Consider the following 26082-nt stretch of genomic DNA (forward strand, 5'->3'; position numbering starts at 1 on the left):
GCCCGGGGCCGGTGGCGGGGGTGGCACGGGTGCCGGGCCCGGATGGTGCGGACCCGAGTGTTGTCCGGCCGGGGACCAACCGGTGGTCGGTCCCTGCCCCGGCTGGTGGGGCGGCGGCAGCGGAGACCCCACTGCGTGCTGCATCCGGTGCCACTCCGTCTCGTACAAGGCAATTGGCGCTGGCAGCGGGCCCGAACCCCCGCTCCCTACCGAACGGTACCTTCCCCGGCCGCCATTTGGTGAACGGCCGGGGAGTGGCCGAAGTGCCCGTCCGCGCAAGGCAATTCGGGCGGAAGGGGCTTGGCGGTACTTACTCACCCACTTCGCCGTACGCGGCGAGCAGGACGGCCGGGTCGGGGCCCTCCAGGACCGTCGGTTTGGCGAGGCCGTCGAGGACGATGAAGCGGAGCAGGTCGCCGCGGGACTTCTTGTCGACCTTCATGGTCTCCAGCAGCTTGGGCCATTGGTCGTAGCGGTAGCTGAGTGGCAGGCCCACCGATTCGAGGACCGTGCGGTGCCGGTCGGCCGTCGCGTCGTCCAACCGGCCCGCGAGACGGCCGAGTTCGGCCGCGAAGTGCATGCCTACGGCCACCGCGGCGCCGTGGCGCCACTTGTAGCGCTCGTTCTTCTCGATGGCGTGCGCGAGGGTGTGGCCGTAGTTGAGGATCTCGCGCAGGCCCGACTCCTTGAGGTCGGCGGAGACGACCTCGGCCTTGACCTTGATGGAGCGTTCGATCAGCTCGGCGGTGTGCGGTCCCGCCGGGGTGCGGGCGGCCTGCGGGTCGGACTCGATGAGGTCGAGGATCGCCGGGTCGGCGATGAAGCCGGCCTTGATGATCTCGGCGAGCCCGGAGACGTAGTCGTTGACCGGGAGGGAGTCCAGCGCGGCGAGGTCGCAGAGCACGCCGGCCGGCGGGTGGAAGGAGCCGACGAGGTTCTTGCCCTCGGCGGTGTTGATGCCGGTCTTGCCGCCGACGGCCGCGTCGACCATGGCGAGCACCGTCGTCGGGACGGCGATCCAGCGGACCCCGCGCAGCCAGGTCGCGGCGACGAATCCGGCCAGGTCGGTGGTGGAACCGCCGCCGACGCCGACGATGACGTCGGAGCGGGTGAAACCGGACTGGCCCAGCGCCTTCCAGCAGTAGGCGGCGACCTCGGCGGTCTTGGCCTCCTCCGCGTTGGGCACCTGGATGGCGACAGCCTCGAAGCCCTGCCCGGCCAGGTCCGCACGCAGCGCCTCACCCGTCTCGGCGAGCGCCTCGGGGTGGACGACCGCGACCCGCTTGACCCGGTCACCGATCAACCCACCCAGCTCACCCAGGAGTTGACGGCCCACCAGAACCTCGTACGGGTCACTGCCCGCCGTGCCGCCGACCTGGATCCGCGTCACTGACTCGCTCATGCTTCCTTCAACTCCAGTGCGTCCAGGACGGCTTGGGTGACGTCCTCAGGGGTGCGGCCATCGGTGGCTACGACGGCCTGCGCGACCTCGGCATACAAGTGCCGCCTGGCTTCCATCAGTTCACGCCACTGCTTGCGCGGGTTGATGGCCAGCAGCGGACGGGCCGCGTTCAGGCCGGTGCGCTTGACCGCCTCGTCCACGTCCATGGACAGGTAGACGACCCGATGCCCGGCGAGCAGCGCCCGCGTGTCCGCGTCGAGGATCGAGCCCCCGCCCAGCGCGAGGACACCCTCGTGCCCGGCCAGCGCCTGCTGCACGGCACGCTTCTCGATCGCCCGGAACACCGGCTCACCCTCGTCGACGAAGATCTCCGCGATGCTGCGTCCCTCGGCGGCCACGATGTCGTCATCGGTGTCCCGGTAGCCGACACCGAGCCGCTCGGCGAGCTGCTGCCCGACCGTCGACTTGCCCACACCCATGGGACCGACCAGGACGACCAGCGGGGCCGCGGTCACCGGATCGCCAGGTTCTCAAGGTACGAACGGACGTTACGGCGCGTCTCGGGCACCGAGTCACCACCGAACTTCTCCGCCACCGCATCCGCCAGAACCAACGCGACCATCGCCTCCGCGACAATCCCGGCCGCCGGAACCGCCGACACGTCGGAACGCTGGTGGTGAGCCTGCGTGGCCTCACCGGTCACCACGTCCACCGTCTGCAGAGCACGCGGCACGGTCGCGATCGGCTTCATCGCCGCCCGCACCCGCAGCAGCTCACCCGTGGACAGACCACCCTCGGTACCACCGGAACGCCCGGACACCCGCCGAATACCCTCACCGGTGTTCACGATCTCGTCGTGCGCCAACGAACCCGGCACCCGCGCCAACTCGAAGCCGTCGCCGATCTCGACACCCTTGATCGCCTGGATCCCCATGAGGGCACCGGCGAGGCGGGCGTCCAGCTTGCGGTCCCAGTGCACGTGCGAACCGAGGCCGACGGGAACCCCGTAGGCGAGGATCTCGACGACCCCACCCAGGGTGTCGCCGTCCTTGTGAGCCTGATCGATCTCCGCAACCATCGCCTTCGACGCATCCGCGTCCAGGCAGCGCACCGGATCCGCGTCGAGCCTCTCGACATCGGCCGGCGTCGGCAGCACACCCTGCGGCGCCTTCGCCGAAGCCAACTCCACGACGTGCGAGACGATCTCGATCCCGGCCGTCTCCTTGATGTACGACCGCGCCACCGCACCCAGCGCCACCCGGGCCGCCGTCTCCCGCGCCGAGGCACGCTCCAGGATCGGACGCGCCTCATCGAACCCGTACTTCTGCATCCCCGCAAGATCGGCATGCCCGGGACGCGGGCGGGTCAGCGGAGCATTACGCGCCAGCCCAGCCAGGATCTCCGGATCGACCGGGTCCGCCGCCATCACCTGCTCCCACTTGGGCCACTCCGTATTCCCCACCATGATCGCAACCGGCGAACCGAGCGTGAGACCGTGCCGGACACCGCCGAGGAAGGTGACCTCGTCACGCTCGAACTTCATCCGCGCACCACGTCCATAACCGAGCCGACGCCGGGCCAAGTGGTCCGCCACCATCTCCGTGGTGATCGGCACACCGGCGGGAAGACCCTCCAGCGTCGCCACGAGTGCGGGACCGTGGGACTCCCCCGCGGTCAGCCAGCGCAACCTGCTCAACGGTGCTCCTCATGCTCGCGCCCTGGTGCTGCTGCGTACGCGCGTCCTCGCGTACGGCGACGGCATGACCGGGTGCGCGGCCCTGGCCCGCCGCCCCCGATCCTCCCACGTTCGGGGCATGGACCTGGCCGACGGTCCAGGGAGCGGACGCGAGGTGCCGGGGTCAGCGGTCGGGCGGAGCCTTCTCGCCTCGCTGTGGCGGGACGAGGTCAGGGGTCGGTCGACGCGTGCTTGGACGCCTCACGGGAGCCGGACGAGCGGTCGGGCGGCGGCTTCTCGGCTGCCCCTCTTCGCCCGCCGGATCCGCCTCACCGATCCGCCAACGCCTTCACCGATCCGCCAGCGCCTTCTCCCCAGCCCTCCGCATCGCCTCCACCGGCGCGGGCCGACAGCCCGTCATCTGTTCCACCTGGAGCACCGCCTGATGCACCAGCAGGTCGAGGCCGCTGACGACAGCGCCGCCGTAGCCGGACCAGCGGGCCGCGAGGTCGGTGGGCCAGGGGTCGTAGAGGACGTCGAAGAGGGTGGCGGGGCGTTCCGGTACGGCGGAGGAGAGGGTGTCCGTGGTGCCGGCGGGGGTGGTCGCGAAGACCAGGGGGGCGCGCAGGCCCTCCGCCGCGTCTGCCCAGTCCGCCGTGCGTACCTCCACGTCCAGCCGCTCGCCCCACTGCCGCATCTCCGCCGCGCGGGCCTCGCTGCGGACGTACGCGACGACCTCGCCGGTGCAGACGCGGGCGAGGGCGGCGAGGGCGGAGGAGGCGGTGGCGCCGGAGCCGAGGATCGCGGCGGAGTCGACCTGTTCGATGCCGTGTTCGCGGAGGGCGGCGACCATGCCAGGGATGTCGGTGTTGTCGCCGACGCGTCGGCCGTCCTCCGTGAGGACGACGGTGTTGACCGCGTCCACCGAGGCGGCGGTCTCGCTGATCTCGTCGAGCAGCGGTATCACCGCCCGCTTCAGCGGCATGGTCAGCGACAGGCCCGCCCACTCCTGGCCGAGGTTCTCGAAGAACCCCGGCAGGGCCGCCTCGTCGACGTCGAAGCGGTCGTACGACCAGTGGTCGAGTCCCAGCTCCCCGTATGCCGCGCGATGCAGCACCGGGGAGAGGGAATGGGCGATAGGGGAACCGAGCACGGCGGCACGGCGGGCGTCAGTTGCCCGAACTGGCATTGAACTTTTCCTTGAGTGCCTGGAATTCGGCGTACGTCTTGGCGAATTCGGTCTTGTTCTCGCCGTCGGTCGCCACGAAGTAGATCCAGCCGTCTCGGGTCGGATTCAGCGCCGCTGCCAGAGCTTCGTCACCGGGATTGTCGATGGGACCGGGCGGCAAGCCCTTTTGGGTGTAGGTGTTGTACGGGTCCTTGTTGCTGTTGATCTCGGACTCGCTGATGTGGATGTTGCTCTGGCCCTTCAGGTAATTGAAGGTCGAGTCGAATTGCAGGTACCGGTTGGTCTCGGTGTTCGTGGTCTTGAGACGGTTGTAGACCACTTCGGCCATCTTGCGGAAGTCCTCGTGCGTCTTGCCTTCGGCCTGGACGAGGCTCGCGACCGTGATGACCTGCAACGGGTTGTCCAGATTGAGCGCCTTGGCTTTCGCCTCGAGGTCGATCGCGCCGTATTTGTCGCTGGCCTGGGCGACCATCTGTTTAAGGACCGTCTCGGGTTTCATGCCCTTGGCGGCGCCGTACGTGCCGGGGTAGAGGAAGCCTTCCAGCGGGTCCTTGATGTCCTTGTTGTTGTTCGCCCAACTGGGCAGCCCGAACGACTTGTAGTCCTTCTTGGCGACGGCCTTGGTGGTGCCGTCGGAAAGCTGGAGTTTCTTGTCGATCGCCGCGTAGATCTTGGTGTTCCGCCAGCCCGTGGGGACGATCAGATTGTCCTGGCTCTTGGGGTCGAGCATCAGCTTGACGGCGGCCGCGGCGGACATTTCCTTCTTCAGCAGAAAGACGCCCGCCTGGATCTTCTTCCCGTCGGGATTCTGCGACTGGGCGGCGACGAACGCGTCGACGCTCTTCACGACGCCCTGTTTCTTCAGCTCCTGGCCGATGGTGTAGCCGCCCGCCCCCTTGGGGATGGTGACGCTCACCGATCCGGTGCCGTCGCCCGCGTAGTCGGGGGCCGTGCCGAAACGATCCTGGTAGAACTGCCAGCCGAAGTAGCTGACGCCGGCCAGGCCGCCGCCGAACACCAGGACGACGACCAGGCAGGCGCAGCCGTTGCGGCGCTTCTTCTCCTTGCCGCCTTTGCCGCCCTTGCCCCGCCGGTCACCGCGTCCGCGCCCATCCCCCGGATCGTCGTCGTCGGCGTCGTCGTCATCGCCGCCCGCGAAGAACGCGTGTTCGCCCTGATCGGGTCCCGGGTCCCAGTCGGTCTGCTCCGGTTCGGGTTCCGTACGGCGCTTGCCGGGCGGTTCCGGCGGCGGGTACGCGTCGGGCGTGCCGTAGAAATCGGGCTGCTGTTCGCCATAGGCGGCGGCCTGCTGTCCGTACGGGTCGCCGGGATCCGCGACGTACGGAACCTGAGCGGGCGCACCGGTGCCGTCCCAGCCGCCCTGCTGATATTGCTGCTGCTGACCGGCGTACTGCTGATGGCTCTGATCGGCGTACTGCTGCTGGTCCGCCCACTGCTGCTGGCCGGGGTACTGCGGGTTGCCCTGTTCGTCGTAGACCTGGTACTGCTGCTGCGCCTGACCGTAGTCGGCCTGCTGGCCGTGGCCCCAGTCGCCGTACTGCTGCGGCTGCTGCGGCTGTTCCGGATAGTGCTGCGGCTGGCCGCCGTAGGAGGACTGCTGCCCCGACTGGGCCTGCTGTCCTTCCCATCCGACGTCCCCGAACAACGGGTCCTCCGGATGCCACGGTTCGGAGCCTGGGCCCCGGCCATACTCAGTCATCGATCCCCTAGAGCCGCGAGGCGGCGGTCGCGGCGCTTGCGGCTCCGGCTTCCGTCCCGCCTCTTGCTGTGCCATGGCTGTTCGAACACCATCACATCGCGCGGAACGTTACCGTATCGCGATCAGATGACCACTTCGACGCCCTCGCCGGGTGCTTTACCTGACACCCGTTCGGATTCCAGGGCCTGCTGCAGAATAACGACAGCTGCCGCCTGATCGATGACCGATCGGCCCTTCTTGGACTTCACCCCTGAGGCGCGCAGTCCCTGACTGGCCGTCACCGTGGTCATCCGTTCGTCCAACAGTCTGACCGGTACCGGGGCGATGCCCTTCGCGAGTTCCTGGGCGAAGGCCCGGACCTTCACCGCGGCCGGTCCCTCGCCCCCCTTGAGCGAGCGCGGGAGACCGACGACGACTTCGATCGGTTCGTACTCCTCGGCGAGTTGCTTCAGCCGGCGGTGTGCCGCCGGGATGTCGCGGCCGGGGACCGTCTCGACGGGAGTGGCGAGGATCCCGTCGGGGTCGCACGAGGCGACCCCGATCCGGGCGTCCCCGACGTCGATCGCGAGTCGACGTCCTCTTCGCATGTCCGCGGCCGTTTCTTACTTGGCCGTGTCGGCGACGAGGCGCTCGACAGCGTCCACGGCTTCACCGACGGCGGCCGGGTTCTGGCCACCGCCCTGGGCCACGTCCGGCTTGCCGCCACCGCCGCCGCCGAGGGTCTTGGCGGCCGCACGGACGAGGTCGCCGGCCTTGAGACCGCGCTCGCGGGCGGCTTCGTTGGTGGCGATGACCGTCAGCGGCTTGCCGTTGTTGACCGTGAACAGCGCGACCACGGCGGCGCGTCCGCCCTGGATACGGCCGCGCACGTCGAGGACCAGCTTGCGCAGGTCGTCGGCGCTCGTGCCGTCCGGCACCTGGCCGGTGACCAGCGCGATCCCGTGCACGTCCTTGGCGGACTCGACGAGACCGGCCGCGGCCTGCAACACCTTCTCGGCGCGGAACTTCTCGATCTCCTTCTCGGCGTCCTTCAGCTTGCCGAGCATGGCGGAGACCTTCTCCGGAAGCTCCTCCGGGCGCCCCTTGATCAGCTCCTGGAGCTGGGCGACGACCGTGTGCTCACGGGCGAGGAAGTTGTAGGCGTCGACACCGACGAGCGCTTCGATACGGCGGACTCCGGAGCCGATCGACGACTCGCCGAGCAGCTTGACCAGGCCGAGCTGCGAGGTGTTGTGGACGTGGGTGCCGCCGCACAGCTCCTTGGAGAAGTCGCCGATGGTCACGACGCGGACCCGCTCGCCGTACTTCTCGCCGAACTCGGCGATGGCGCCCTGCTTCTTGGCCTCGTCGAGGCTGAGGATCTCGGCGTGCACGTCCAGGTCGCGGGCGAGCACCTCGTTGATCTTCTGCTCGACGTCGGTCATCACGGCCGTGGGAACCGCGGACGGCGATCCGAAGTCGAAGCGGAAGCGGCCCGGCTGGTTCTCGGAACCGGCCTGCGCGGCCGTCGGACCCAGCGCGTCACGCAGCGCCTGGTGGGTGAGGTGGGTGGCCGAGTGGGCGCGGGCGATGGCGGTGCGGCGGCGGATGTCGATCGCGGCCTCGGCCTTGGCACCGACGGTGACCTCGCCGTACTGGACGACGCCCTTGTGGACGTAGACGCCCGGGACCGGCTTCTGGCAGTCGCGGATCTCGATCACGGCACCGGACTCGACCTTGATGCGGCCGGTGTCGCCGATCTGGCCGCCGCCCTCGGCGTAGAACGGGGTGCGGTCGAGGACGATCTCGACCTCGTCGCCCTCGGTCGCGGCCGGGGAGGAGACGCCGTCGACGAGGATGCCGACGATGGTGGACTCGCCCTGGGTGTCCGAGTAGCCGATGAAGTCGGTCTCGCCGGCCTTGTCGGCGATCGCGCGGTAGGCGCCGACACCCGCGTGGCCGGTCTTCTTGGCCTGCGCGTCGGCCTTGGCCTGGTCGCGCTGCTGCTTCATCAGGCGCCGGAAGCCGTCCTCGTCCACGGAAAGGCCCTGTTCGGCGGCCATTTCGAGGGTGAGGTCGATCGGGAAGCCCCAGGTGTCGTGGAGCAGGAACGCCTTGTCGCCGGCGAGGACCTTGCCGCCGGACTGCTTGGTGTCGGCGATGGCGGTGTCGAGGATGTTGGTGCCGGCCTTCAGCGTCTTGACGAAGGCGGCCTCCTCGGCGAGGGCCACGGTCTCGATGCGCTGGCGGTCGGTGACGAGCTCGGGGTACTGCTGGCCCATCATCGCGATGACGGTGTCGATGAGGTCCTTGACGACCAGACCCGTGGCGCCGAGCAGCCGCATGTTGCGGATGGCGCGGCGCATGATGCGGCGCAGGACATAACCGCGGCCCTCGTTGCCGGGGGTCACGCCGTCGCCGATGAGCATCACGGACGTCCGCATGTGGTCGGTGACCACGCGCAGGGAGACGTCCGATTCGTGCGAGTCGCCGTACTCGACACCGGTCAGCTCGGTGGCCTTCTTGATGACGGCCATGGAGGTGTCGATCTCGTACATGTTCTGCACGCCTTGCAGGATCATCGCGAGGCGCTCCAGGCCGAGGCCCGTGTCGATGTTCTTGCTGGGCAGCTCGCCGAGGATCTCGAAGTCCTCCTTGCCGATGCCCTCGCCGCGCTCGTACTGCATGAAGACGAGGTTCCAGATCTCCACGTACCGCTCGTCGTTGACGGCGGGGCCGCCCTCGACGCCGAACTCGGGACCGCGGTCGTAGTTGATCTCGGAACACGGGCCACACGGACCCGGGACGCCCATCGACCAGTAGTTGTCCTTCTTGCCGAGGCGCTGGATGCGCTCGGAGGGGACGCCGATCTTGTCGCGCCAGATGGTCTCCGCCTCGTCGTCGTCGAGGTAGACCGTGATCCACAGGCGCTCGGGGTCGAGACCGTAACCACCCTTGTCCTGGGGCGAGGTGAGCAGCTCCCAGGCGTAGGTGATGGCGCCTTCCTTGAAGTAGTCGCCGAAGGAGAAGTTGCCGCACATCTGGAAGAACGTGCCGTGCCGGGTGGTCTTGCCGACCTCTTCGATGTCGGGCGTGCGCACGCACTTCTGCACGCTGGTGGCGCGCGGCCACGGCGGCTTGACCTCGCCGAGGAAGTACGGCTTGAAGGGGACCATGCCGGCGGGGACCAGGAGCAGAGTCGGGTCGTCCGCGATGAGCGACGCCGAGGGGACGACGGTGTGGCCGCGCTCCTCGTAGAAGCTCAGCCAGCGGCGGCGGATTTCAGCCGACTCCATCAGTGGTCCTCATTCCGGTTGTACGAGTACGTCGTCCTGTCGTTTCTTTCGACGGACATGGGGGTGTTGCGGTTCTCGATGGCGATGTGCTGCCGGGGCGCCGGGAGTTCGGGGTCGACCGGGGCGTTGATCCCCAGCGCGTCACCGAGTTCGGCCTCGCGCTGGGCCATGCCCGCGCGGACGTCGAGCGCGAAGTGCACCGCGCTGTCCTTGAGCTTGTGGCCCGCTTCGAGCGCCTTGTTGGCCGCGGAGACGGCGAGGTGCTCGGGGGTCAGCTGCTTCAGCTTGCGATTGACCTTGGTGGTCGCCCAGACACCGGCGGCTACGCCCGTGCCGAACCAGAACGTACGGCGGAACATCGCTCGGTCAGTCCTTCTTCCGGGTGCGCTTGCCCCGCCGTCCGGCCGGGACGGTACGGCCCACGATCACCGTACGACGGGACGCCCCGGACGGCGCGGGCACGTCCTCGCGGCGGCCGCCCAGGGCCCGGCGGACGCCGTAGCCGAAGGCCGCGACCTTGACGAGGGGCCCGCCGAAGGTGGAGGCGACGGTGGTGGACAGTGCGGAGGCGTTCGAGGTGACTTCCTGGACGTCGGTGGCGATCGCGTCGACCCGGTCGATCTGGGTCTGCGCGGAGCGCACCGCCGCGGAGGCATCGGCCAGCAGCGGCACGGCCTGATCGGTCACGTCCGCGACCAGCTTGGTGGTCGCCTTGAGCGTCTGGGCCAGCCTCACCAGTGCGACGGCGAGGAACGAGACCAGGATCGCCCAGAAGACGGCCACCAGGATCCCGGCCACCTCTCCACCGGACACCTGACACCCGCTCTCATAAACACCTGTTGATGACTCGTCCGAGCCTATCGCGCCGGAGGCGGCGCCCCGTAAACACCTGTGGATAACCGGGCCCGAGCCTATCGCGCCGGGGGCGGCGCCCCGTACCGCATTACCGCCCCGCGCGCAGTGGAGTTGGGCGAAGCGATTGTACGGACTGAATACGGTTCAGTACGCTCCGTGTCCCATGCGAGCTTCCCATGACGGCGACGCCACCGCGGACGGCAATCTGCCCCTCGAACCCGACCGGTTCGTGGGCCGCTCGGCTGAACTCACCGAGCTGGAGCGGGCGCTCGGCGTCTCGCGTCTGGTCACGGTGACCGGGCCCGGCGGAGTCGGCAAGTCACGGCTCGCGGCCCACGCGGCGGCCCGGTCCGCGCCCCCGGGCGGGGTGTGGCGGGTGGAGCTGGCACCGGTGCGCGACCCGGAACTCGTGGACTTCGCGGTCGTAGAGGCGCTGGGGCTCACGGATCACACCGCGCGGTTGCCGCGCGAGGCGCTGCTCGCGCACCTGACGGATCATCAACTGCTGTTGGTGCTGGACGGGTTCGAGCATCTCGTGGAGGTGTGTGCCTCGCTGGTGGCCGAGTTGCTCGGGCGGGTGCCGGGGCTGCGGGTGCTCGCGGTGGGGCGTCGGCCGTTGGAGCTGGCGGGTGAACGGGTGGTGGCGGTCGCTCCGTTGGGCGAGGACGAGGCGGTGGAACTGTTCGCCGACCGGGCCGCGCAGCAAGGGGTCGCCCTCGATGAGAACGACCCGGACGTACGGGAGTTGTGCCGGCGGCTCGACGGGATTCCGCTCGCCGTCGAGCTGGCGGCGGGGCGGCTGCGGGCGTTGTCACCCGGGGAGTTGCTCGCGCGGTTCGACGACCGGTTCCGGCTGCTGGCCGGCGGGCGGCGGGACGCGCTGCCCCGGCACCAGACGCTGCGGACGGCGATCGGCTGGAGCCATGAACTGTGCACGCCCGAGGAGCGGTTGCTGTGGGCGCGGCTGTCGGTGTTCGCCGGGCGCTTCGATTTAGAGGCCGCCGAGTACGTGTGCGGCGGCGACGGACTGCACTCGGACCGCGTCCTCGACGTGCTCTCCGAACTGCTCGCGCAGTCCGTGGTCGTCCGCGAGGAGACGGCGACGGGTGTGCGCTACCGGATGCTCGACACGATCCGGGCCTACGGCGCCGACTGGCTGGAGGCGACCGGGGACGCGGCCCGGCTGCGGCGCAGACACCGCGACTGGTATCTGGGGCTGGCCACCTGGTGCGAGTTGGACTGGTTCTCGCCGCGCCAGGGCGAGGTCGCCGCGCGGGTCGAGGCGGAGCTGCCGAATCTGCGCGGCGCCCTGGAGTACTGCCTGACCGAGCCGGACGAGACGCATCTGGGCCAGTACCTCGCGGGCTCCCTGTGGTTCTACTGGGCGGGCTGCGGGCGTCTCGCGGAGGGCCGGCACTGGCTGGAGCAGGCCGTGCAGCTGGACGCCGAGGACACGGCCAACGACCAGTCGAGGCTGAAGGCCCTGTGGGTGCTCGGCTATGTGGCGATCCTCCAGGGCGACACCGTGCCCGCGCTGGCCGCGCTCCAGGAGTGCCGCGAGGAGGCGGACGAGGCGGCGAACCCCACGGCGGTCGCGTACGCCGAACACCGCACCGGCTGCCTGGCGTTGGTCACGGACGACATGCCGCGCGCGGAGACCCTGCTGCGCTCGGCGCTCGACCGCTATCAGCAGATCGGCGAGCTGAACAGCAATGTGCTGATGGGCCAGGTCGAGTTGGCGATGACCCGGGCGTTCCAGGGCGATCTCGCGGACGCGGTGAAGCTGTGCGAGGACGTCCGGCGGGTGTGCGACGACCACGGCGAGCGGTGGACCCGGGCGTACGCGCTGTACGTCCTGGCCTACGTCGCCTGGAGCGACGGCGAACTCCCGCTCGCGCGCGACCTGTTGGCGGACTGCCTGGCCAGTGCCCACGGCTTCCGCGATCTGCTGGGCTCGGTGCTCGCGGTCGAGCTGCTGGCCCTGGTCACGGTCGCGGAGGGCGATGCCGCCGAGGCCGCGCTGCTCCAGGGCGCGGCGGCCGGGATGTGGCCGTCGGTGGGGCTGCCGCTGTTCGGCTCGGCGTACTACAACGCGCCGCACGAGCTGTGCGAGGCGATGGCCCGCGAGCGCCTCGGCGACGAGCGGTACGAGGAGTGCGTACGGGAAGGGGCGCTGCTGGGCCGGGAGGCCGCCGTGTCACGGGCGCTGGGGCAGGAGCGGACGCTCGACGCCGTACCGGTGCCGCGCGGCCCGGTGCGGCCCGCGACGGTGAGCGTGGACATGCGAAAGCCCGCCGCCTCGCCCACCCGGAAGGGCGGGGAGACAGCGGGCTGACACGCAGGTGGTGCTACGTCCGTTGAGTGATCAGCGGGCGTAGTACTCGACGACGAGCTGCTCGTCGCAGATCACCGGGATCTCCTTGCGGTTCGGCTCGCGGTCCAGGCGGAACGCCAGGGCGCCGAGGTTCACCTGGAGGTAGCGCGGGGTCTCGCCGTCGGGGGCGAAGCCACCGGCGCGGGAGACCTCGAACAGCGTCTTGCTGCGGCTGCGCTCGCGGACCATGACGACGTCGTCCGGCTTGACGCGGAAGGACGGCTTGTCGACCTTCTGGCCGTTGACCTCGATGTGGCCGTGGACGACCATCTGGCGGGCCTGGTAGATCGTGCGGGCGATGCCCGAACGCAGAACCAGGGCGTCGAGACGACGCTCCAGCTCGATGACCAGAGCCTCACCGGTCTTGCCCTGCGTCTTGGCGGCACGCTCGTAGGCGCGGACGAGCTGGCGCTCGGACACGTCGTACTGCGCGCGCAGACGCTGCTTCTCCAGCAGACGGACCTTGTAGTCCGAGTTCTGCTTGCGGCCACGACCGTGCTCACCCGGCGGGTAGGGACGGGCCTCGAAGTACTTGACGGCCTTCGGGGTCAGCGCGATGCCGAGGGCACGCGACTTCTTGACCTTGGGGCGGGACTGATTCGCCACTTCTTATCCTTTTTCTCTTCGGCTGCCTCAGGGTTACGGGAGGTCGCATCCGCAGCCGGGGAAATCCCGTCAGGTCCCGAGGGACTTGTCAGGCAGCCGTTCCCCTGGTCTGGGCACATACGTGCAGCACACGAACGGCCCACCGACCGGTCCCGGAACTCCGGGTGGTGGTGGGCTGCCCGCGACACCTACGAAGGTGCGCGACGCTCCTGGATCAAAAGATCCGGCTGGATGTCCCGCCTGAGGCGCCGACCGGAGTCGAACACGGGACGCAGCACTGCGCAGGATTCTACAGGGTGCTCAGGACCGCTTTCGACCGAGGCGTTTCCTGGTCCACTCCACCGCGTCCGCGTACCGGGCCTCGGCTCCGTGCCGGGTCGGTTCGTAGTACGTACGGTCCTTCAGCTCCTCCGGGGCGTACTGCTGCTCGGCGATGCCCTCCGGGAGGTCGTGCGGGTAGACGTACCCCTGCGCGTGCCCCAGCTTGGCCGCGCCCTTGTAGTGCCCGTCCCGCAGGTGCATCGGTACCGGGCCCGCGTGCCCCTTGCGTACGTCCTCCATGGCGGCGCCGATCGCCGTGGTCGCCGCGTTCGACTTGGGTGCCAGGGCGAGGGCGATGGTGGCGTGGCTGAGGGTGAGGGCGGCCTCCGGGAAGCCGATCATCGCTACGGCCTGGGCGGCGGCGACCGCGATCGGCAGCGCGTTGGGATCGGCCAGGCCGATGTCCTCGCTCGCCGAGATCATCAGGCGGCGGGCGATGAAGCGGGGGTCCTCGCCGGCCTCGATCATGCGGGCCAGGTAGTGCAGGGCCGCGTCGACGTCGGAGCCCCGGATGGACTTGATGAGGGCGCTGGCCACGTCGTAGTGCTGGTCGCCGTCGCGGTCGTATTTCACCGCGGCCCGGTCGACGGTCTCCTCCAGGGTCTGGAGGGTGATGTCCGGCTCGCCCTTGTCGAGGGCGGCCCCGGCGGCGGCCTCCAGGGCGGTCAGCGCGCGGCGGGCGTCGCCGCCGGCGATGCGCAGCAGGTGGTTCTCGCTGTCCTCGGGGAGGGTGACCGCGTCCTTCAGGCCGCGCTCGTCGCTCAGGGCCCGGCGGATCAGGGCGCGCAGGTCGTCGTCCGTGAGGGGTTCGAGGGTGAGGAGGAGGGAGCGGGACAGCAGCGGGGAGATCACCGAGAAGTACGGGTTCTCCGTGGTCGCCGCGATCAGGGTGATCCAGCGGTTCTCGACGGCCGGGAGCAGGGAGTCCTGCTGGGCCTTGCTGAAGCGGTGGATCTCGTCGAGGAAGAGGACGGTCTCCTTGCCGAAGCCTCCGGTGGCGCGGCGGGCGCCGTCGATGACCGCGCGGACCTCCTTGACCCCGGCGGTGATCGCGGAGAGCTCCACGAACCGCTTGTTGGTGGCCTTGGAGACGACGTAGGCGAGGGTCGTCTTGCCGGTGCCGGGCGGGCCCCAGAGGATCACCGAGGAGGGTCCGGCCGGGCCGCCCGCCCCCTCGCCGACGAGTCTGCGCAGGGGCGAGCCCGGCTTCAGCAGGTGCTGCTGGCCCACGACCTCGTCGAGGGTGCGCGGGCGCATCCGCACCGCCAGGGGACTGCTGGACGGGTCCTTCTCCTGGCGTTCTTCGGCTGCGGCGGTGAAAAGGTCGGGCTCCACGTCCAAAACCCTATGTCACCGCACTGACAATCCGGTCTGGCCCGGGTTACGCCCAGAGCTGGGTGCCCCAGCGGGTCAGGATCAGCATCGCGATGATGCCGACGTGGGTGACCGGGAGGACCCAGGTGAACTCGCCCAGGAAGTTCTTCACCGGGCGCGGGGCCTTCAGGAAGTCGTTGCGGATGTTGAACGAGGTGACGTACCAGAACATGGTGATCGTGGCGACCCAGGCCAGCGAGCACCACAGGCACAGCGCGTTGATCCGGTACAGCGACTGGAACTGAAGCCAGGTGCAGAAGGCCACTCCGAAGAGCGTGCCGAAGTTGAAGGTCAGCCAGTACCAGCGCGGGAACTGGACCCGGGTCAGCAGGCTGACGCCGACGCAGATGACGATGCCGTAGCAGACCAGGCCGAGCATCGGGTTCGGGAAGCCGAAGGCCGCGGCCTGCTTGCTCTCCATCACGCTGCCGCAGGAGACGATCGGGTTGATGCTGCAGCTCGGGGTGAACGTCTTCCCGGCGAGCTTGCCTTCGAGGATCTTGAACTTGTCGAACGTGATGACCCAGGCGGCGAGCAGTCCGGCCGCTCCGGTGATCACCAGCAGCAGGGCGAAGGCCCGGCTGCTGCCCACCGTGCGCGGCTCCGTGGCCGTGTGCTCCGGTTCGGAGTCGGTGGAGACGTCGTCCTTCACTGTCGTCTTGCTCATCACGCCGATCCGTCACTTGAGAGTTGGACATTCTTCGGGCAGGGCCATTGTGCCGCACGCACACCTCTGTCCACCGTTCGATGGACATAAGGAAGGACGCACGGTCGTCCCTGAGCGCTCGATTCCGGACGATGCTCGTGGCATGACAACACAGGCGAACGAACTCGCAGTGGATGTGCGGGGGCTGCGCAAGCAGTACGGGGACGTGACCGCCGTCGACGGAATCGACCTGGAGATCCGCACGGGAGAGGTGTTCGGCCTGCTCGGACCCAATGGGGCGGGCAAGAGCACCACGGTCGAGATCCTCCAGGGCAACCGCGGCCGGGACGCCGGCGAGGTCTCGGTGCTCGGCTCGGACCCGGCGACGGGCACACGCGCGTGGCGTTCGCGGGTCGGGATCGTCTGGCAGGACGAATCGGCACCCGCCGAGTTGACGGTCGGCGAGACCGTACGGCACTTCGCGCGCTACTACCCCCGCCCGCGCGACCCCGAGGAGGTCATCGGCCTGGTGGGTCTGGAGGCCAAGGTGGACAGCCGCATCAAGGCCCTGTCGGGTGGCCAGCGCAGGCGTCTCGACGTGGCCCTCGGGGTGATAGGCGGCCCCGATCTCCTGCTCCTGGACGAGCCGACGACCGGTTTCGACCCGGCGGCCCGGCGCCAGTTCTGGGACCTGATCCGCAAGCTCGCCGACGAGGGCACCACCATCCTCCTCACCACCCACTACCTGGAGGAGGCGGAGAACCTCGCCGACCGCCTCGCCATCGTCGCCAAGGGCCGCGTGGTCGCCGAGGGCGAACCGGCCACCCTGCGCGAGCGCCACGGCACCGGAGCCACCGTCGAGTGGACGGAGCCGGACGGCACCCCGCGCGCGGAGCACACGGACACTCCGACCAAGGTCGTAGCCGAGCTCATGCACCGCTTCGACGGCGAGATCCCCGGGCTGCTGGTCAGCCGCCCCACCCTGGAGGACGTGTACCTCCGCCTGACCGGACAGGAGGACGCGCGATGAGCACGACCACGAGCACGACCGCCGTACGGGATCGGACGACGACCTCCGGGGACCGACTGCCCGGCGCCTGGGGACTCGGGCTGCGGCGCGGGTCGCTTGAGCTCAAACAGTTCTTCCGGCAACGCGACCAGGTGGTGTTCACCTTCGCCTTCCCGGTCGTCTTCCTGTTCCTGTTCGCGTCGATCTTCAAGGACGACGTCCGGGGCGCGGGCATCAACGCCTCCCAGCTCTACGTCCCGGCCATGATGGCCGCCGGCATCATGTCGACGAGTTTCCAGTCCCTCGGCATCTCGATCGCGATCGAACGCGACGAGAAGGTGCTGCGCCGGCTGCGCGGCACTCCGATGCCGCCGGCCGCGTACTTCCTCGGCAAGATCTGGCTGGTTCTGGTCACGGGCCTGATGGAGACGGCGATCCTGCTCCTCGTCGGCACCACGCTCTACGACGTGGATCTGCCCTCGTCCGCGGTGAAGTGGCTGGACTTCGGATGGATCTTCGTGCTCGGTCTGACGGCCTGCGCGCTGCTCGGCATCGCGGTCAGCTCGATCCCGAAGTCCGGGAAGAGCGCGACCTCCGTGGTCGTACTCCCCTTCCTGGTCCTTCAGTTCATCTCCGGGGTGTACATCTCCATCGACACCATTCCGGACTGGATGCTCAACATCGGTGCCCTGTTCCCGCTGAAGTGGATGTGCCAGGGGCTGCGCGGGGTGTTCCTGCCCTCGTCGGCGCAGGTCCTGGAGCAGGCCGGGAGCTGGGAGTTCGGGAAGATCGCGCTGGTGCTCGGGGCGTGGTGCGTCGGAGGATTGCTGCTGTGTCTGCTGACCTTCCGGTGGAAGAACCGGCGCGACGGATGACCGCTCCGCACGGGGCGACGGGTTCGTACACCTGGGACCGCTCGTTCCGGCTCTGGGACACGTACTTCGCCCTGATCTGGCTGGCCACCCTGGTGTTCGTGCTCGGCACGAGCCATCCGGGGTGGCCGGTACGCGTCACGGCGGCCGCGCTGCTCGTCCCGCTGATCCCGCTCTACGTCTGGGTGGGTCGCCCGGTCCTGCAAGGCGACCCACCGGACGAACGCCGGGCGGTCGGCTACCTCATCGCGGAGATGGCACTCTTCCTGCCCTCCGCGGTCCTGGTCGGCGAGACCCGGCTGCTGGCCTTCGCCCTCGTCCCGCCCTGCTTCATGGTGCTGCGGCTGCGCTGGGCGCTGATCGCGGTGACCGTCATCAACATCGTGCCCGTGATCGGCTGGACGCTGCTGTGGTGGCCGAGCGCGCAGGACGTGTTCTTCAATTCGGTCTTCGCGGTGGTCACCCTGGTCTTCTCGATGGCCCTCGGCACCTGGATCATCCGCGTCATCGAACAGAGCCAGGAGCGCGCCGAGTTGATAGCCGAACTGGACGCCAGCCGCCACGAGGTCTCCCGACTGTCGTCGGCGCACGGCGCGTTGGCCGAACGGGAGCGTATGGCCCGCGAGATCCACGACACCCTCGCCCAGGGCTTCACCAGCCTGCTGATGCTGATCCAGGCGGTGGAGGCCGAGTTGGACGACGATCTGCCGCAGGCCCGCCGCCACTTGGCCCTGATGGACGAGACGGCCCGTCAGAATCTGGCCGAGGCCCGCGCCCTGGTCACCGGCGGCACACCGGCCGACCTGGAGGACGCGTCCCTCCCCGACGCCCTACGCCGGCTCGCCGCCCGCCACGACGCGACGCTCCAAGTCACCGGCCCGGTACGTGCGTTGCCCGCCGGTCCGGAGGTCGTGGCCCTGCGCTCCTGCCAGGAGGCGCTCGCCAACGCCCGCAAGCACGCGGGGAGTTCGGTGAAGGTGAGCCTCGCGCTGGCGTACGCCGACGAGCAACTCACCGTGTCGGTACGGGACGACGGGTGCGGTTTCGACCCGGGCGCGGTGTCCGGCGGCTACGGTCTGGCGGGGCTGCGGACCCGGGCGGCCGAGGTGGGCGGGACGGCGATGGTGCGGAGCGCGGCGGGCGAGGGGACGACGGTGACGGTACGGCTGCCGGTATCGCCCGCATCACCTGTATCGCCGCTGAGGAGTTCTCAATGATCCGGATCATCCTGGCCGACGACCATCCCGTCGTACGGGAGGGCCTGCGCGCGATGCTCAGCGCCGAACCGGACCTCGACGTCATCGCCGACGCGTCCAGTGGGCCACAGGCGGAGGCGCTGGCGGCCGAGTTGAGGCCGGACATCGTGCTGATGGACCTGCGTATGCCGGGCGGTGGAGGCGTCGACTCCATCGTGCGGATGAGCGCGGCCGGGTTGCCGTGCCGGGTGATCGTCCTCACGACGTACGAGACGGACCGGGACATCCTGCGGGCCGTCGAGGCGGGCGCGGCCGGCTACCTGCTGAAGGATCTGCCCCGGGGCGAGCTGGCGGACGCGGTTCGGGCCGCTGCGCGGGGCGAGACGGTGTTGGCGCCCTCTGTGGCTGCGCGGCTGGTGGACCAGTTGCGGACGAAGCCGGAGCGTCCTCGGTTGTCGGACCGGGAGACCGCGGTGTTGCGGTTGGTGGCGGAGGGGTGCACGAACGCGGAGATCGGGCGGCGGTTGTACATCGGGGAGTCGACCGTGAAGACCCATCTCCTGCGGGTCTTCGGCAAGTTGGGCGTCGACGATCGCACGGCCGCCGTGACGAGTGCGATGCGGTACGGGTTGCTGGACTGAGGTTTCTCGCCCCCGCCGCCCCTACCCGTCCCATCCCTGGACGGCCTGAACGGCCTCGTCCTCAAACGCCGGACCGGCTGGGTATTCAGCCCCTCCGGGGTTTGAGGAGCGGGGTCTGGGGCGGAGCCCCAGAAGGATGGGACGGGTAGGGGCGGCGGGGGCGAAAATCCAGGCCTCAGCCCAGCTTCGACTCCAGCTCCGCCACGATCTCGTTCACGCCGACCGCCGTCTGATCACCGGACTCCATGTCCTTCAACTGCACGACACCCTCGGCGAGATCACGCTCGCCGGCGATGACCGCGTAGCGGGCCCCGCTCCGGTTGGCGCTCTTCATCGCGCCCTTGAGACCCTTGGAGCCGTAGGAGAAGTCCGCCGCGATGCCCAGCTTGCGCAGTTCGGTCACCTTGGTGAAGAGGACCCGGCGGGCCTCCTCGCTCAACGGGACCGCGAACACGCTGGTGGACGCGGGGAGTTCGAGCTCGACGCCCTCCGCCTCCAGGGCGAGGACCGTACGGTCGACGCCCAACGCCCAGCCCACGGAGGGCAGCGCGGGCCCGCCGATCATCTCGGACAGGCCGTCGTAACGGCCGCCGCCGCCCACAGCGGACTGGGCACCCAGACCGTCGTGGACGAACTCGAAGGTCGTACGGGTGTAGTAGTCCAGGCCTCGGACGAGCTTCGGGTCGTCCTCGAAGACGACGCCCGCGGCCGTGATGAGCTCGCGGACCTCCTCGTGGTACGCCTTGCACGCGTCGCACAGGTAGTCGCGGAGCAGCGGGGCGTCCGTCAACTGCTTCTGGACATCGGGGCGTTTGTCGTCGAGGACCCGGAGCGGGTTGATGTCCGCGCGGCGGAGCGTCTCCTCGTCGAGGTCCAGGCCCCGGAGGAAATTCTGCAGCGCCTCCCGGTAGACCGGACGGCACTCCTTGTCGCCCAGGCTGTTGAGGATGATGCGGAAGCCCCGCAGGCCCAGGGAGCGGTACGCCTGGTCCGCCAGGATGATCAACTCGGCGTCCAGCGCCGGGTCCTCGGCACCGATCGCCTCGGCGCCGACCTGGGAGAAGTGGCGGTAACGGCCCTTCTGGGGGCGCTCGTAGCGGTAGTAGGAGCCCGAGTACCAGAGCTTCACCGGCAGGTTGCCGAGCTTGTGCAGGTTGGCCTCAAGTGCCGCGCGCAGTACGGAGGCTGTGCCTTCGGGGCGCAGGGCGAGCTGGGAGCCGCCCTTGGTCTCGAAGGTGTACATCTCCTTGGTCACGATGTCGGTGGACTCACCGACACCGCGCGCGAAGAGCTCGACGTTCTCGAAGCCGGGCGTCTCGATGTAGCCGTAGCCGGAGTTGCGCAGCGGGGCGGCGATCGCCTCGCGTACGGCGAGGTACTTGGCCGACTCCGGCGGAATCAGGTCGTACGTGCCCTTGGGGGCCTGAAAGGTGCTCACGAAAGTTCTCGTCACATTCCTCGTCGGGGAGCCTTCACGTCAGCTCCCTGGCCGGAGGCCACCTCCCGCAGATACGGGTTGGTGGCGCGCTCCTGGCCGATGGTCGTCTGGGGGCCGTGGCCGGACAGCACCACGGTCGAGTCGTCGAGCGGCAGGCACACACGGGCCAGCGAGTCGAGGATCTCGGCGTGGGAGCCGCCGGGCAGGTCGGTGCGTCCGATGGAGCCGGCGAAGAGCAGATCCCCGGAGAAGAACACGGAGGGGATCTCCGTGGTCTCGGGCATCTGGAACGTCACCGACCCCTTCGTATGGCCCGGCGCGTGCGCGACCGAGAACTCCAGTCCCGCGAGCGCGAGCCGCGCGCCGTCGGTCAGCTCCCTGACGTCGTCCGGCTCCCCCACGGTCAGCTCGCCCATCAGCGGCATCCCGATCGAGCGGCCGAGCGCCTTCTCGGGATCGCTCATCATGAACCGGTCCTCGGGGTGGATCCAGGCCGGCACGTCGTGCGCGCCGCACACCGGGACGACCGAGGCCACATGGTCGATGTGGCCATGGGTGAGGACGACCGCGACGGGCTTGAGCCGATGCTTCCTGAGCGCTTCCTCGACTCCCTGGGCGGCCTGATGGCCCGGGTCGATGATCACGCACTCCTCACCGGCGGCGGGGGCGACGAGATAACAGTTCGTCCCCCAGGCCCCGGCGGGGAACCCGGCAATGAGCACGATCGTCCTTCGTTGTGTCGATACGGGAGGGGATAAGGATCCCTGCGTCAGTGGTCAGAGCCTACCGGCGCTGCCGAATCCTCAGCGAACCCATATACGGTACGGGGCACACGCAGGCGGTCGGCTCACAAGACGCACGCGTCCCAGTCGACGTACGAGACGCATGAGGAGAGAATCCGGTGGTCACCCAGGAACAGCGGAAGCGGCAGCTCGCGCGGGAGAAGTTCTTGCGGCAGCAGCAGCGGCGTACGTCCGCTCGACGCAAGGCGCGTATGCGCAACTCGGTGATCGCGTCGGTGCTCGGCGTGATCGTGATCGGCAGCGTCGCGCTGTACACGACCGGCGTCCTGAAGGGCGACGACGACAAGTCCAACGCGAGCGCGGACGTGACGCCCAGCGCCTCGGCGACGAGCAAGGCGCCGGACCCGTGCGCGAAGCCCGCGGCGGGCAAGATCAAGACGGAGACGTGGAAGAAGGAGCCGGCGGTCACGATCGACAAGTCGGCGAAGTACACGATGAAGCTGGCGACGACCTGCGGTGACATCGACATCGCGCTGAAGACGTCGGCCGCGCCGCACACGGTGAACTCGTTCAGCTTCCTCGCGAGCAAGGGCTTCTTCGACCACACGAAGTGCCACCGGCTCACCACCAGCGGCATCTACGTGCTCCAGTGCGGCGACCCGACGGGCGCGGGCAGCGGCGGCCCCGGCTACACGATCCCGGACGAGAACCTGAAGGACACCAGCCTCAAGGGCGGGATCTACCCGGCGGGCACGATCGCGATGGCCAACACCGGTCAGGCGCACACCGGCGGCAGCCAGTTCTTCCTGGTCTACAAGGACAGCACGCTCCCGGCGAGCTACACCCCGTTCGGTACCATCTCGGCCTCCGGGATGAAGGTCCTGAACAAGATCGCGGCCGCTGGTGAGAGCACGGGCGCGGGCGACGGAGCACCGAACGCGACGGTCGTGATCAACAAGGCGACCGTCACGAAATCCTGACCGTCAACAGCGAAATTTCGGTCGCGCGGGATGCGGACAGGCAACCCGCCGGTCGCCTATGTTGGCCGTGACGAAACTGTGGACGATGCCCGGGGGCACAGAGGCCCTGTGCAGGCATCATGTGGAGGAGGCGCTGTGAGCAGCGACCCGTGGGGACGCGTCGACGAGACGGGGACCGTGTACGTGCGTACGGCCGACGGCGAGCAGGTCGTCGGTTCCTGGCAGGCCGGCTCCCCCGAGGAGGCGCTGGCCTACTTCGAGCGCAAGTACGAAGGCCTGGTTGTCGAGATCGGCCTCCTCGAGAAGCGCGTGAAGACCACCGACCTGTCGGCGAAGGACGCGCAGGCCGCCGTCGACCATCTCCGTGAGCAGGTCGACGCCCACCACGCGGTGGGCGACCTGGCGGCACTCGGGGTCCGGCTCGACAAGCTCGTGGAGACCGTCGAGGCGCGCCGCGAGGAGCGCAAGCAGCAGCGCGCCAAGCAGTCCGACGAGGCCCGGCACTCCAAGGAGGCGCTGGTCGTCGAGGCGGAGGAGCTGGCGCAGTCCGACCAGTGGCGGGCGGCCGGTGAGCGGCTGCGCGCGCTGGTGGACACCTGGAAGGGTCTGCCGCGCCTGGACCGCAAGTCGGACGACGAGCTGTGGCACCGCTTCTCGCACGCCCGGTCGGCCTTCTCCAAGCGCCGCAAGGCGCACTTCGCGTCGCTGGACGCGCAGCGCGAGGAGGCCCGCAAGACCAAGGAGAAGCTGGTCGCCGAGGCCGAGGGTCTGTCGGCCTCGACGGACTGGGGTCCCACGGCCGCGCGCTACCGCGAGCTGATGGCGGACTGGAAGGCGGCGGGCCGCGCCCAGCGCGAGCACGAGGACGATCTGTGGAACCGCTTCCGCGGTGCCCAGGACGTCTTCTTCGCCGCCCGCAGCTCGGTCTTCGCCGAGCGGGACGCCGAGCAGACGGAGAACCTGAAGCTCAAGGAGGAGCTGGCCGAGGAGGCCGAGAAGCTCCTGCCGGTCACCGATCTGAAGGCGGCCCGCGCGGCCTTCCGCTCGATCAACGAGCGCTGGGAGGCCATCGGCCATGTGCCGCGTGACTCCCGCCCGAAGGTCGAGGGCCGGATGCACACGATCGAGCGGGCCCTCCAGGAGTCCGAGGAGACCGAGTGGCGCCGGACGAACCCGGAGGCACGCGCGCGTGCCGAGGGTCTGACCGGCCAGCTCCAGGCCGCGGTGGACAAGCTCACGGGCCAGATCGAGCAGGCCCGTGCCCAGGGCAACACCTCCCGCGCCGACAAGCTGCAACGCGAGCTGGAGGGCCGCCAGGCCCTGCTGGAGCAGGCCCTGAAGGGCCTCCAGGAGTTCGGCGGCTGACAGTCGCAGTCGTAGGCATGGAGAGGGGGCTCCCGTACATCGCGTACGGGAGCCCCCTCTGCGTACGTTCTACGTCTTGTTGCGCGCCGACGTCACCCGGTAGACGTCGTAGACGCCCTCGACGCCCCTGACCGCCTTCAGGACGTGTCCCAGGTGCTTGGGGTCGCCCATCTCGAAGGTGAAGCGGGAGGTGGCCACGCGGTCGCGGGAGGTCTGGACGGCCGCGGAGAGGATGTTGACGTGCTGGTCGGACAGGACGCGGGTGACGTCCGAGAGGAGCCGGGAGCGGTCCAGGGCCTCCACCTGGATGGCGACCAGGAAGACCGAGGACTGGGTGGGCGCCCACTCGACTTCCAGGATGCGCTCGGGTTCGCGGGACAGTGACTCCACGTTGACGCAGTCGCTGCGGTGAACCGATACACCGCTACCGCGCGTGACGAAACCGATGATGGGGTCACCGGGGACGGGCGTACAACAGCGGGCCAGTTTGACCCACACGTCGTCGACGCCCTTGACGACGACACCGGGGTCGGCGTTCGACCGGCGCTTGCGGCCGCGGCCGGTCGACGGCGGCACGCTCTCGTCGATCTCCTCGGTGGCCGCCTCCTCGCCACCGAGCGCCTGCACCAGCTTCTGTACGACGTTCTGCGCGGCGACATGGCCCTCGCCGATCGCCGCGTACAGCGAGGAGATGTCCGGGTAGCGCATCTCGTGCGCGAGCGTGACGAGGGAGTCGCCGGTGAGGATGCGCTGGATCGGCAGGTTCTGTTTGCGCATCGCGCGGGCGATGGCGTCCTTGCCCTGCTCGATCGCCTCGTCGCGGCGCTCCTTGGAGAACCAGGCTCTGATCTTGTTGCGGGCGCGCGGCGACTTCACGAAGCCGAGCCAGTCGCGGGAGGGGCCCGCGCCGGGTGCCTTGGAGGTGAAGACCTCCACCAGGTCGCCGTTGTCCAGGGTGGATTCGAGCGGTACGAGACGCCCGTTGACCCGTGCCCCTATGGTCCGGTGGCCGACCTCCGTGTGCACCGCGTACGAGAAGTCCACCGGGGTGGCGCCCGCCGGCAGCGCTATCACGTCGCCCTTGGGCGTGAAGACGAAGACCTCGTTGCGGGACAGGTCGAAGCGCAGGGACTCCAGGAACTCGCCCGGGTCCTCGGTCTCCTTCTGCCAGTCGAGCAACTGGCGCAGCCACGCCATGTCGTTGAGGTGGTCGTCCTTGCCGGTGGTCCTGGGCGTCTCCGCGCGCACCTTGGAGGTGCCGGCGACGGCCTCCTGCTTGTACTTCCAGTGCGCGGCGATGCCGTACTCGGCACGGCGGTGCATGTCGAAGGTGCGGATCTGGAGCTCAACCGGCTTGCCGTTGGGGCCAATTACTGTCGTGTGCAGCGACTGGTACATGTTGAACTTGGGCATCGCGATGTAGTCCTTGAACCGGCCGGGGACCGGGTTCCATCGCGCGTGCACCGTGCCGAGCGCCGCGTAGCAGTCGCGGACGGTGTCCACCAGGACGCGGATGCCCACCAGGTCGTAGATCTCCGCGAAGTCGCGGCCGCGGACGATCATCTTCTGGTAGACGCTGTAGTAGTGCTTCGGGCGGCCGGTGACGGTCGCCTTGATGCGGGCGGCGCGCAGGTCGGTCTGGACCTCGTCGGTCACTATGGCCAGGTACTCGTCACGCTTCGGTGCCCGCTCGGCCACCAGCCGGACGATCTCGTCGTACATCTTGGGGTAGAGGATCGCGAAGGCGAGGTCCTCCAGTTCCCACTTGATGGTGTTCATGCCCAGGCGGTGGGCGAGCGGCGCGTAGATCTCCAGGGTCTCGCGCGCCTTCTTCTCCTGCTTCTCGCGCTTGAGGTAGCGCATGGTGCGCATGTTGTGCAGGCGGTCGGCGAGCTTGATGACCAGGACGCGCGGGTCCTTGGCCATGGCCACGACCATCTTGCGCACGGTCTCGGCCTGCGCGGCCTCGCCGAACTTGACCTTGTCGAGCTTGGTGACGCCGTCTACGAGGAGGGCCACGGAATCGCCGAAGTCGCGGCGGAGCTGGTCGAGGCCGTACTCGGTGTCCTCGACGGTGTCGTGCAGCAGGCCCGCCATGAGGGTCGCCGGGTCCATGCCCAGTTCGGCGAGGATCGTGGTGACGGCGAGCGGGTGCGTGATGTACGGGTCGCCGCTCTTGCGCTTCTGGCCGCGGTGCCAGCGCTCGGCGACCTGATAGGCGCTCTCGACCTGGCGGAGGGTGGCCGTCTCGATCTTCGGGTCGTTGCTGCGCACTATCCGCAGCAGGGGCTCCAGGACCGGGTTGTACGGGTTGGAGCGCTGGACGCCGAGGCGGGCCAGGCGGGCGCGGACGCGGTTGGAGGAGCCTCCGCCGGAGCGGGCGGGCTGACCGGCCGTGGGA

The 26082-nt window shown here is 69.3% G+C and carries 23 protein-coding genes; 7 read left to right on the forward strand and 16 right to left on the reverse strand.

The window, feature by feature from the left end; translation table 11 throughout:
• The 10 genes from ACNFOC_RS26265 to ACNFOC_RS26310 all read right to left on the reverse strand — a co-directional run.
• Positions 1-144 (reverse strand): Pro-rich N-terminal domain-containing protein (locus ACNFOC_RS26265; RefSeq protein ID WP_416961561.1); only part of this gene is annotated, 144 nt, incomplete at its 3' end.
• Positions 145-310: 166 nt separating this feature from the next.
• Positions 311-1402: a 3-dehydroquinate synthase gene (gene aroB, locus ACNFOC_RS26270; protein WP_416961543.1), complete on the reverse strand. Its 1092-nt coding sequence runs from the start codon at positions 1400-1402 to the stop codon at positions 311-313.
• On the reverse strand, positions 1399-1881 hold the full coding sequence (locus ACNFOC_RS26275) for a shikimate kinase (protein WP_416961562.1): 483 nt from the start codon (positions 1879-1881) through the stop codon (positions 1399-1401). The genes aroB and ACNFOC_RS26275 overlap by 4 nt, the downstream gene beginning before the upstream one ends.
• 32 nt (positions 1882-1913) lie before the next feature.
• Positions 1914-3098: a chorismate synthase gene (aroC, locus tag ACNFOC_RS26280; RefSeq protein WP_416961544.1), complete on the reverse strand. Its 1185-nt coding sequence runs from the start codon at positions 3096-3098 to the stop codon at positions 1914-1916.
• Positions 3099-3426: 328 nt separating this feature from the next.
• Entirely contained in the window at positions 3427-4266 is an 840-nt protein-coding gene (locus ACNFOC_RS26285; protein WP_416961545.1) for a shikimate dehydrogenase, read from the reverse strand.
• The gene (gene mltG, locus ACNFOC_RS26290; RefSeq protein ID WP_416961563.1) at positions 4247-5986 is read right to left on the reverse strand and encodes an endolytic transglycosylase MltG; all 1740 of its coding nucleotides are present in this window, start codon (positions 5984-5986) and stop codon (positions 4247-4249) included. The genes ACNFOC_RS26285 and mltG overlap by 20 nt, the downstream gene beginning before the upstream one ends.
• A 122-nt stretch (positions 5987-6108) precedes the next feature.
• On the reverse strand, positions 6109-6573 hold the full coding sequence (gene ruvX, locus ACNFOC_RS26295) for a Holliday junction resolvase RuvX (protein WP_416961546.1): 465 nt from the start codon (positions 6571-6573) through the stop codon (positions 6109-6111).
• Positions 6574-6588: 15 nt separating this feature from the next.
• On the reverse strand, positions 6589-9261 hold the full coding sequence (gene alaS, locus ACNFOC_RS26300; protein ID WP_416961547.1) for an alanine--tRNA ligase: 2673 nt from the start codon (positions 9259-9261) through the stop codon (positions 6589-6591).
• A complete protein-coding gene (locus tag ACNFOC_RS26305; protein ID WP_416961548.1) occupies positions 9261-9620 on the reverse strand; it encodes a hypothetical protein in 360 nt (119 codons plus the stop codon). The genes alaS and ACNFOC_RS26305 overlap by 1 nt, the downstream gene beginning before the upstream one ends.
• A gap of 7 nt (positions 9621-9627) precedes the next feature.
• Complete coding sequence (locus ACNFOC_RS26310; RefSeq protein WP_063744453.1) at positions 9628-10074, reverse strand: DUF948 domain-containing protein; 447 nt, start codon at positions 10072-10074, stop codon at positions 9628-9630.
• Between the two features lie 205 nt (positions 10075-10279).
• Here ACNFOC_RS26310 and ACNFOC_RS26315 point away from each other — a divergent pair, with 205 nt between their 5' ends.
• A complete protein-coding gene (locus tag ACNFOC_RS26315) occupies positions 10280-12451 on the forward strand; it encodes an ATP-binding protein (RefSeq protein ID WP_416961549.1) in 2172 nt (723 codons plus the stop codon).
• A gap of 30 nt (positions 12452-12481) precedes the next feature.
• Here ACNFOC_RS26315 and rpsD read toward each other — a convergent pair whose 3' ends face one another.
• The 3 genes from rpsD to ACNFOC_RS26330 form a co-directional block, all read right to left on the reverse strand.
• Entirely contained in the window at positions 12482-13096 is a 615-nt protein-coding gene (rpsD, locus tag ACNFOC_RS26320; protein WP_416961550.1) for a 30S ribosomal protein S4, read from the reverse strand.
• A 300-nt stretch (positions 13097-13396) separates the two neighbouring features.
• Positions 13397-14752: a replication-associated recombination protein A gene (locus ACNFOC_RS26325; RefSeq protein ID WP_365308107.1), complete on the reverse strand. Its 1356-nt coding sequence runs from the start codon at positions 14750-14752 to the stop codon at positions 13397-13399.
• 46 nt (positions 14753-14798) lie between these two features.
• Positions 14799-15458: a vitamin K epoxide reductase family protein gene (locus ACNFOC_RS26330; protein ID WP_416961551.1), complete on the reverse strand. Its 660-nt coding sequence runs from the start codon at positions 15456-15458 to the stop codon at positions 14799-14801.
• Between the two features lie 142 nt (positions 15459-15600).
• Here ACNFOC_RS26330 and ACNFOC_RS26335 point away from each other — a divergent pair, with 142 nt between their 5' ends.
• Genes ACNFOC_RS26335 through ACNFOC_RS26350 form a run of 4 tightly spaced genes read left to right on the forward strand, consistent with a single transcriptional unit; the run spans position 15601 to position 19155 of the window.
• A complete protein-coding gene (locus ACNFOC_RS26335) occupies positions 15601-16467 on the forward strand; it encodes an ABC transporter ATP-binding protein (RefSeq protein WP_416961552.1) in 867 nt (288 codons plus the stop codon).
• On the forward strand, positions 16464-17321 hold the full coding sequence (locus tag ACNFOC_RS26340; protein ID WP_416961553.1) for an ABC transporter permease: 858 nt from the start codon (positions 16464-16466) through the stop codon (positions 17319-17321). Before ACNFOC_RS26335 ends, ACNFOC_RS26340 begins: the two co-directional genes overlap by 4 nt.
• On the forward strand, positions 17318-18535 hold the full coding sequence (locus ACNFOC_RS26345; RefSeq protein ID WP_416961554.1) for a sensor histidine kinase: 1218 nt from the start codon (positions 17318-17320) through the stop codon (positions 18533-18535). Before ACNFOC_RS26340 ends, ACNFOC_RS26345 begins: the two co-directional genes overlap by 4 nt.
• Positions 18532-19155 (forward strand): response regulator, encoded by a 624-nt coding sequence (locus tag ACNFOC_RS26350; protein WP_416961555.1) that lies wholly within the window; start codon positions 18532-18534, stop codon positions 19153-19155. The genes ACNFOC_RS26345 and ACNFOC_RS26350 overlap by 4 nt, the downstream gene beginning before the upstream one ends.
• A gap of 175 nt (positions 19156-19330) precedes the next feature.
• On the opposite strand, the gene hisS is transcribed toward ACNFOC_RS26350, so the two are convergent.
• Both hisS and ACNFOC_RS26360 read right to left on the reverse strand, forming a co-directional pair.
• Positions 19331-20593, reverse strand: coding sequence for a histidine--tRNA ligase (gene hisS, locus ACNFOC_RS26355; RefSeq protein ID WP_416961556.1), 1263 nt, complete (start codon positions 20591-20593; stop codon positions 19331-19333).
• A gap of 11 nt (positions 20594-20604) precedes the next feature.
• Complete coding sequence (locus ACNFOC_RS26360; protein ID WP_416961557.1) at positions 20605-21315, reverse strand: MBL fold metallo-hydrolase; 711 nt, start codon at positions 21313-21315, stop codon at positions 20605-20607.
• Between the two features lie 179 nt (positions 21316-21494).
• On the opposite strand from ACNFOC_RS26360, the gene ACNFOC_RS26365 reads away from it, so the two are divergent.
• Positions 21495-22316, forward strand: a complete 822-nt coding sequence (locus tag ACNFOC_RS26365; RefSeq protein WP_416961558.1) for a peptidylprolyl isomerase — start codon at positions 21495-21497, stop codon at positions 22314-22316.
• Positions 22317-22451: 135 nt separating this feature from the next.
• Complete coding sequence (locus tag ACNFOC_RS26370; RefSeq protein ID WP_416961559.1) at positions 22452-23681, forward strand: DUF349 domain-containing protein; 1230 nt, start codon at positions 22452-22454, stop codon at positions 23679-23681.
• Positions 23682-23750: 69 nt separating this feature from the next.
• On the opposite strand, the gene ACNFOC_RS26375 is transcribed toward ACNFOC_RS26370, so the two are convergent.
• A partial coding sequence (locus ACNFOC_RS26375; protein ID WP_416961560.1) for a RelA/SpoT family protein occupies positions 23751-26082 on the reverse strand: 2332 nt, incomplete at its 5' end.

The organism is Streptomyces colwelliae (assembly GCF_048158785.1).
In the GTDB taxonomy this organism is placed as follows: domain Bacteria; phylum Actinomycetota; class Actinomycetes; order Streptomycetales; family Streptomycetaceae; genus Streptomyces.

What these genes read in the sequence shown, in the direction of transcription:
- aroB (WP_416961543.1), bottom strand. Translation starts at nt 1,402, where the DNA reads ATGAGCGAGTCAGTGACGCGGATCCAGGTCGGCGGCACGGCGGGCAGT.
- ACNFOC_RS26275 (WP_416961562.1), bottom strand. Translation starts at nt 1,881, where the DNA reads ATGGGTGTGGGCAAGTCGACGGTCGGGCAGCAGCTCGCCGAGCGGCTC.
- ACNFOC_RS26285 (WP_416961545.1), bottom strand. Translation starts at nt 4,266, where the DNA reads ATGCCAGTTCGGGCAACTGACGCCCGCCGTGCCGCCGTGCTCGGTTCC.
- mltG (WP_416961563.1), bottom strand. Translation starts at nt 5,986, where the DNA reads ATGACTGAGTATGGCCGGGGCCCAGGCTCCGAACCGTGGCATCCGGAG.
- ruvX (WP_416961546.1), bottom strand. Translation starts at nt 6,573, where the DNA reads ATGCGAAGAGGACGTCGACTCGCGATCGACGTCGGGGACGCCCGGATC.
- alaS (WP_416961547.1), bottom strand. Translation starts at nt 9,261, where the DNA reads ATGGAGTCGGCTGAAATCCGCCGCCGCTGGCTGAGCTTCTACGAGGAG.
- ACNFOC_RS26305 (WP_416961548.1), bottom strand. Translation starts at nt 9,620, where the DNA reads ATGTTCCGCCGTACGTTCTGGTTCGGCACGGGCGTAGCCGCCGGTGTC.
- ACNFOC_RS26315 (WP_416961549.1), top strand. Translation starts at nt 10,280, where the DNA reads ATGCGAGCTTCCCATGACGGCGACGCCACCGCGGACGGCAATCTGCCC.
- ACNFOC_RS26330 (WP_416961551.1), bottom strand. Translation starts at nt 15,458, where the DNA reads ATGAGCAAGACGACAGTGAAGGACGACGTCTCCACCGACTCCGAACCG.
- ACNFOC_RS26335 (WP_416961552.1), top strand. Translation starts at nt 15,601, where the DNA reads ATGACAACACAGGCGAACGAACTCGCAGTGGATGTGCGGGGGCTGCGC.
- ACNFOC_RS26340 (WP_416961553.1), top strand. Translation starts at nt 16,464, where the DNA reads ATGAGCACGACCACGAGCACGACCGCCGTACGGGATCGGACGACGACC.
- ACNFOC_RS26345 (WP_416961554.1), top strand. Translation starts at nt 17,318, where the DNA reads ATGACCGCTCCGCACGGGGCGACGGGTTCGTACACCTGGGACCGCTCG.
- ACNFOC_RS26350 (WP_416961555.1), top strand. Translation starts at nt 18,532, where the DNA reads ATGATCCGGATCATCCTGGCCGACGACCATCCCGTCGTACGGGAGGGC.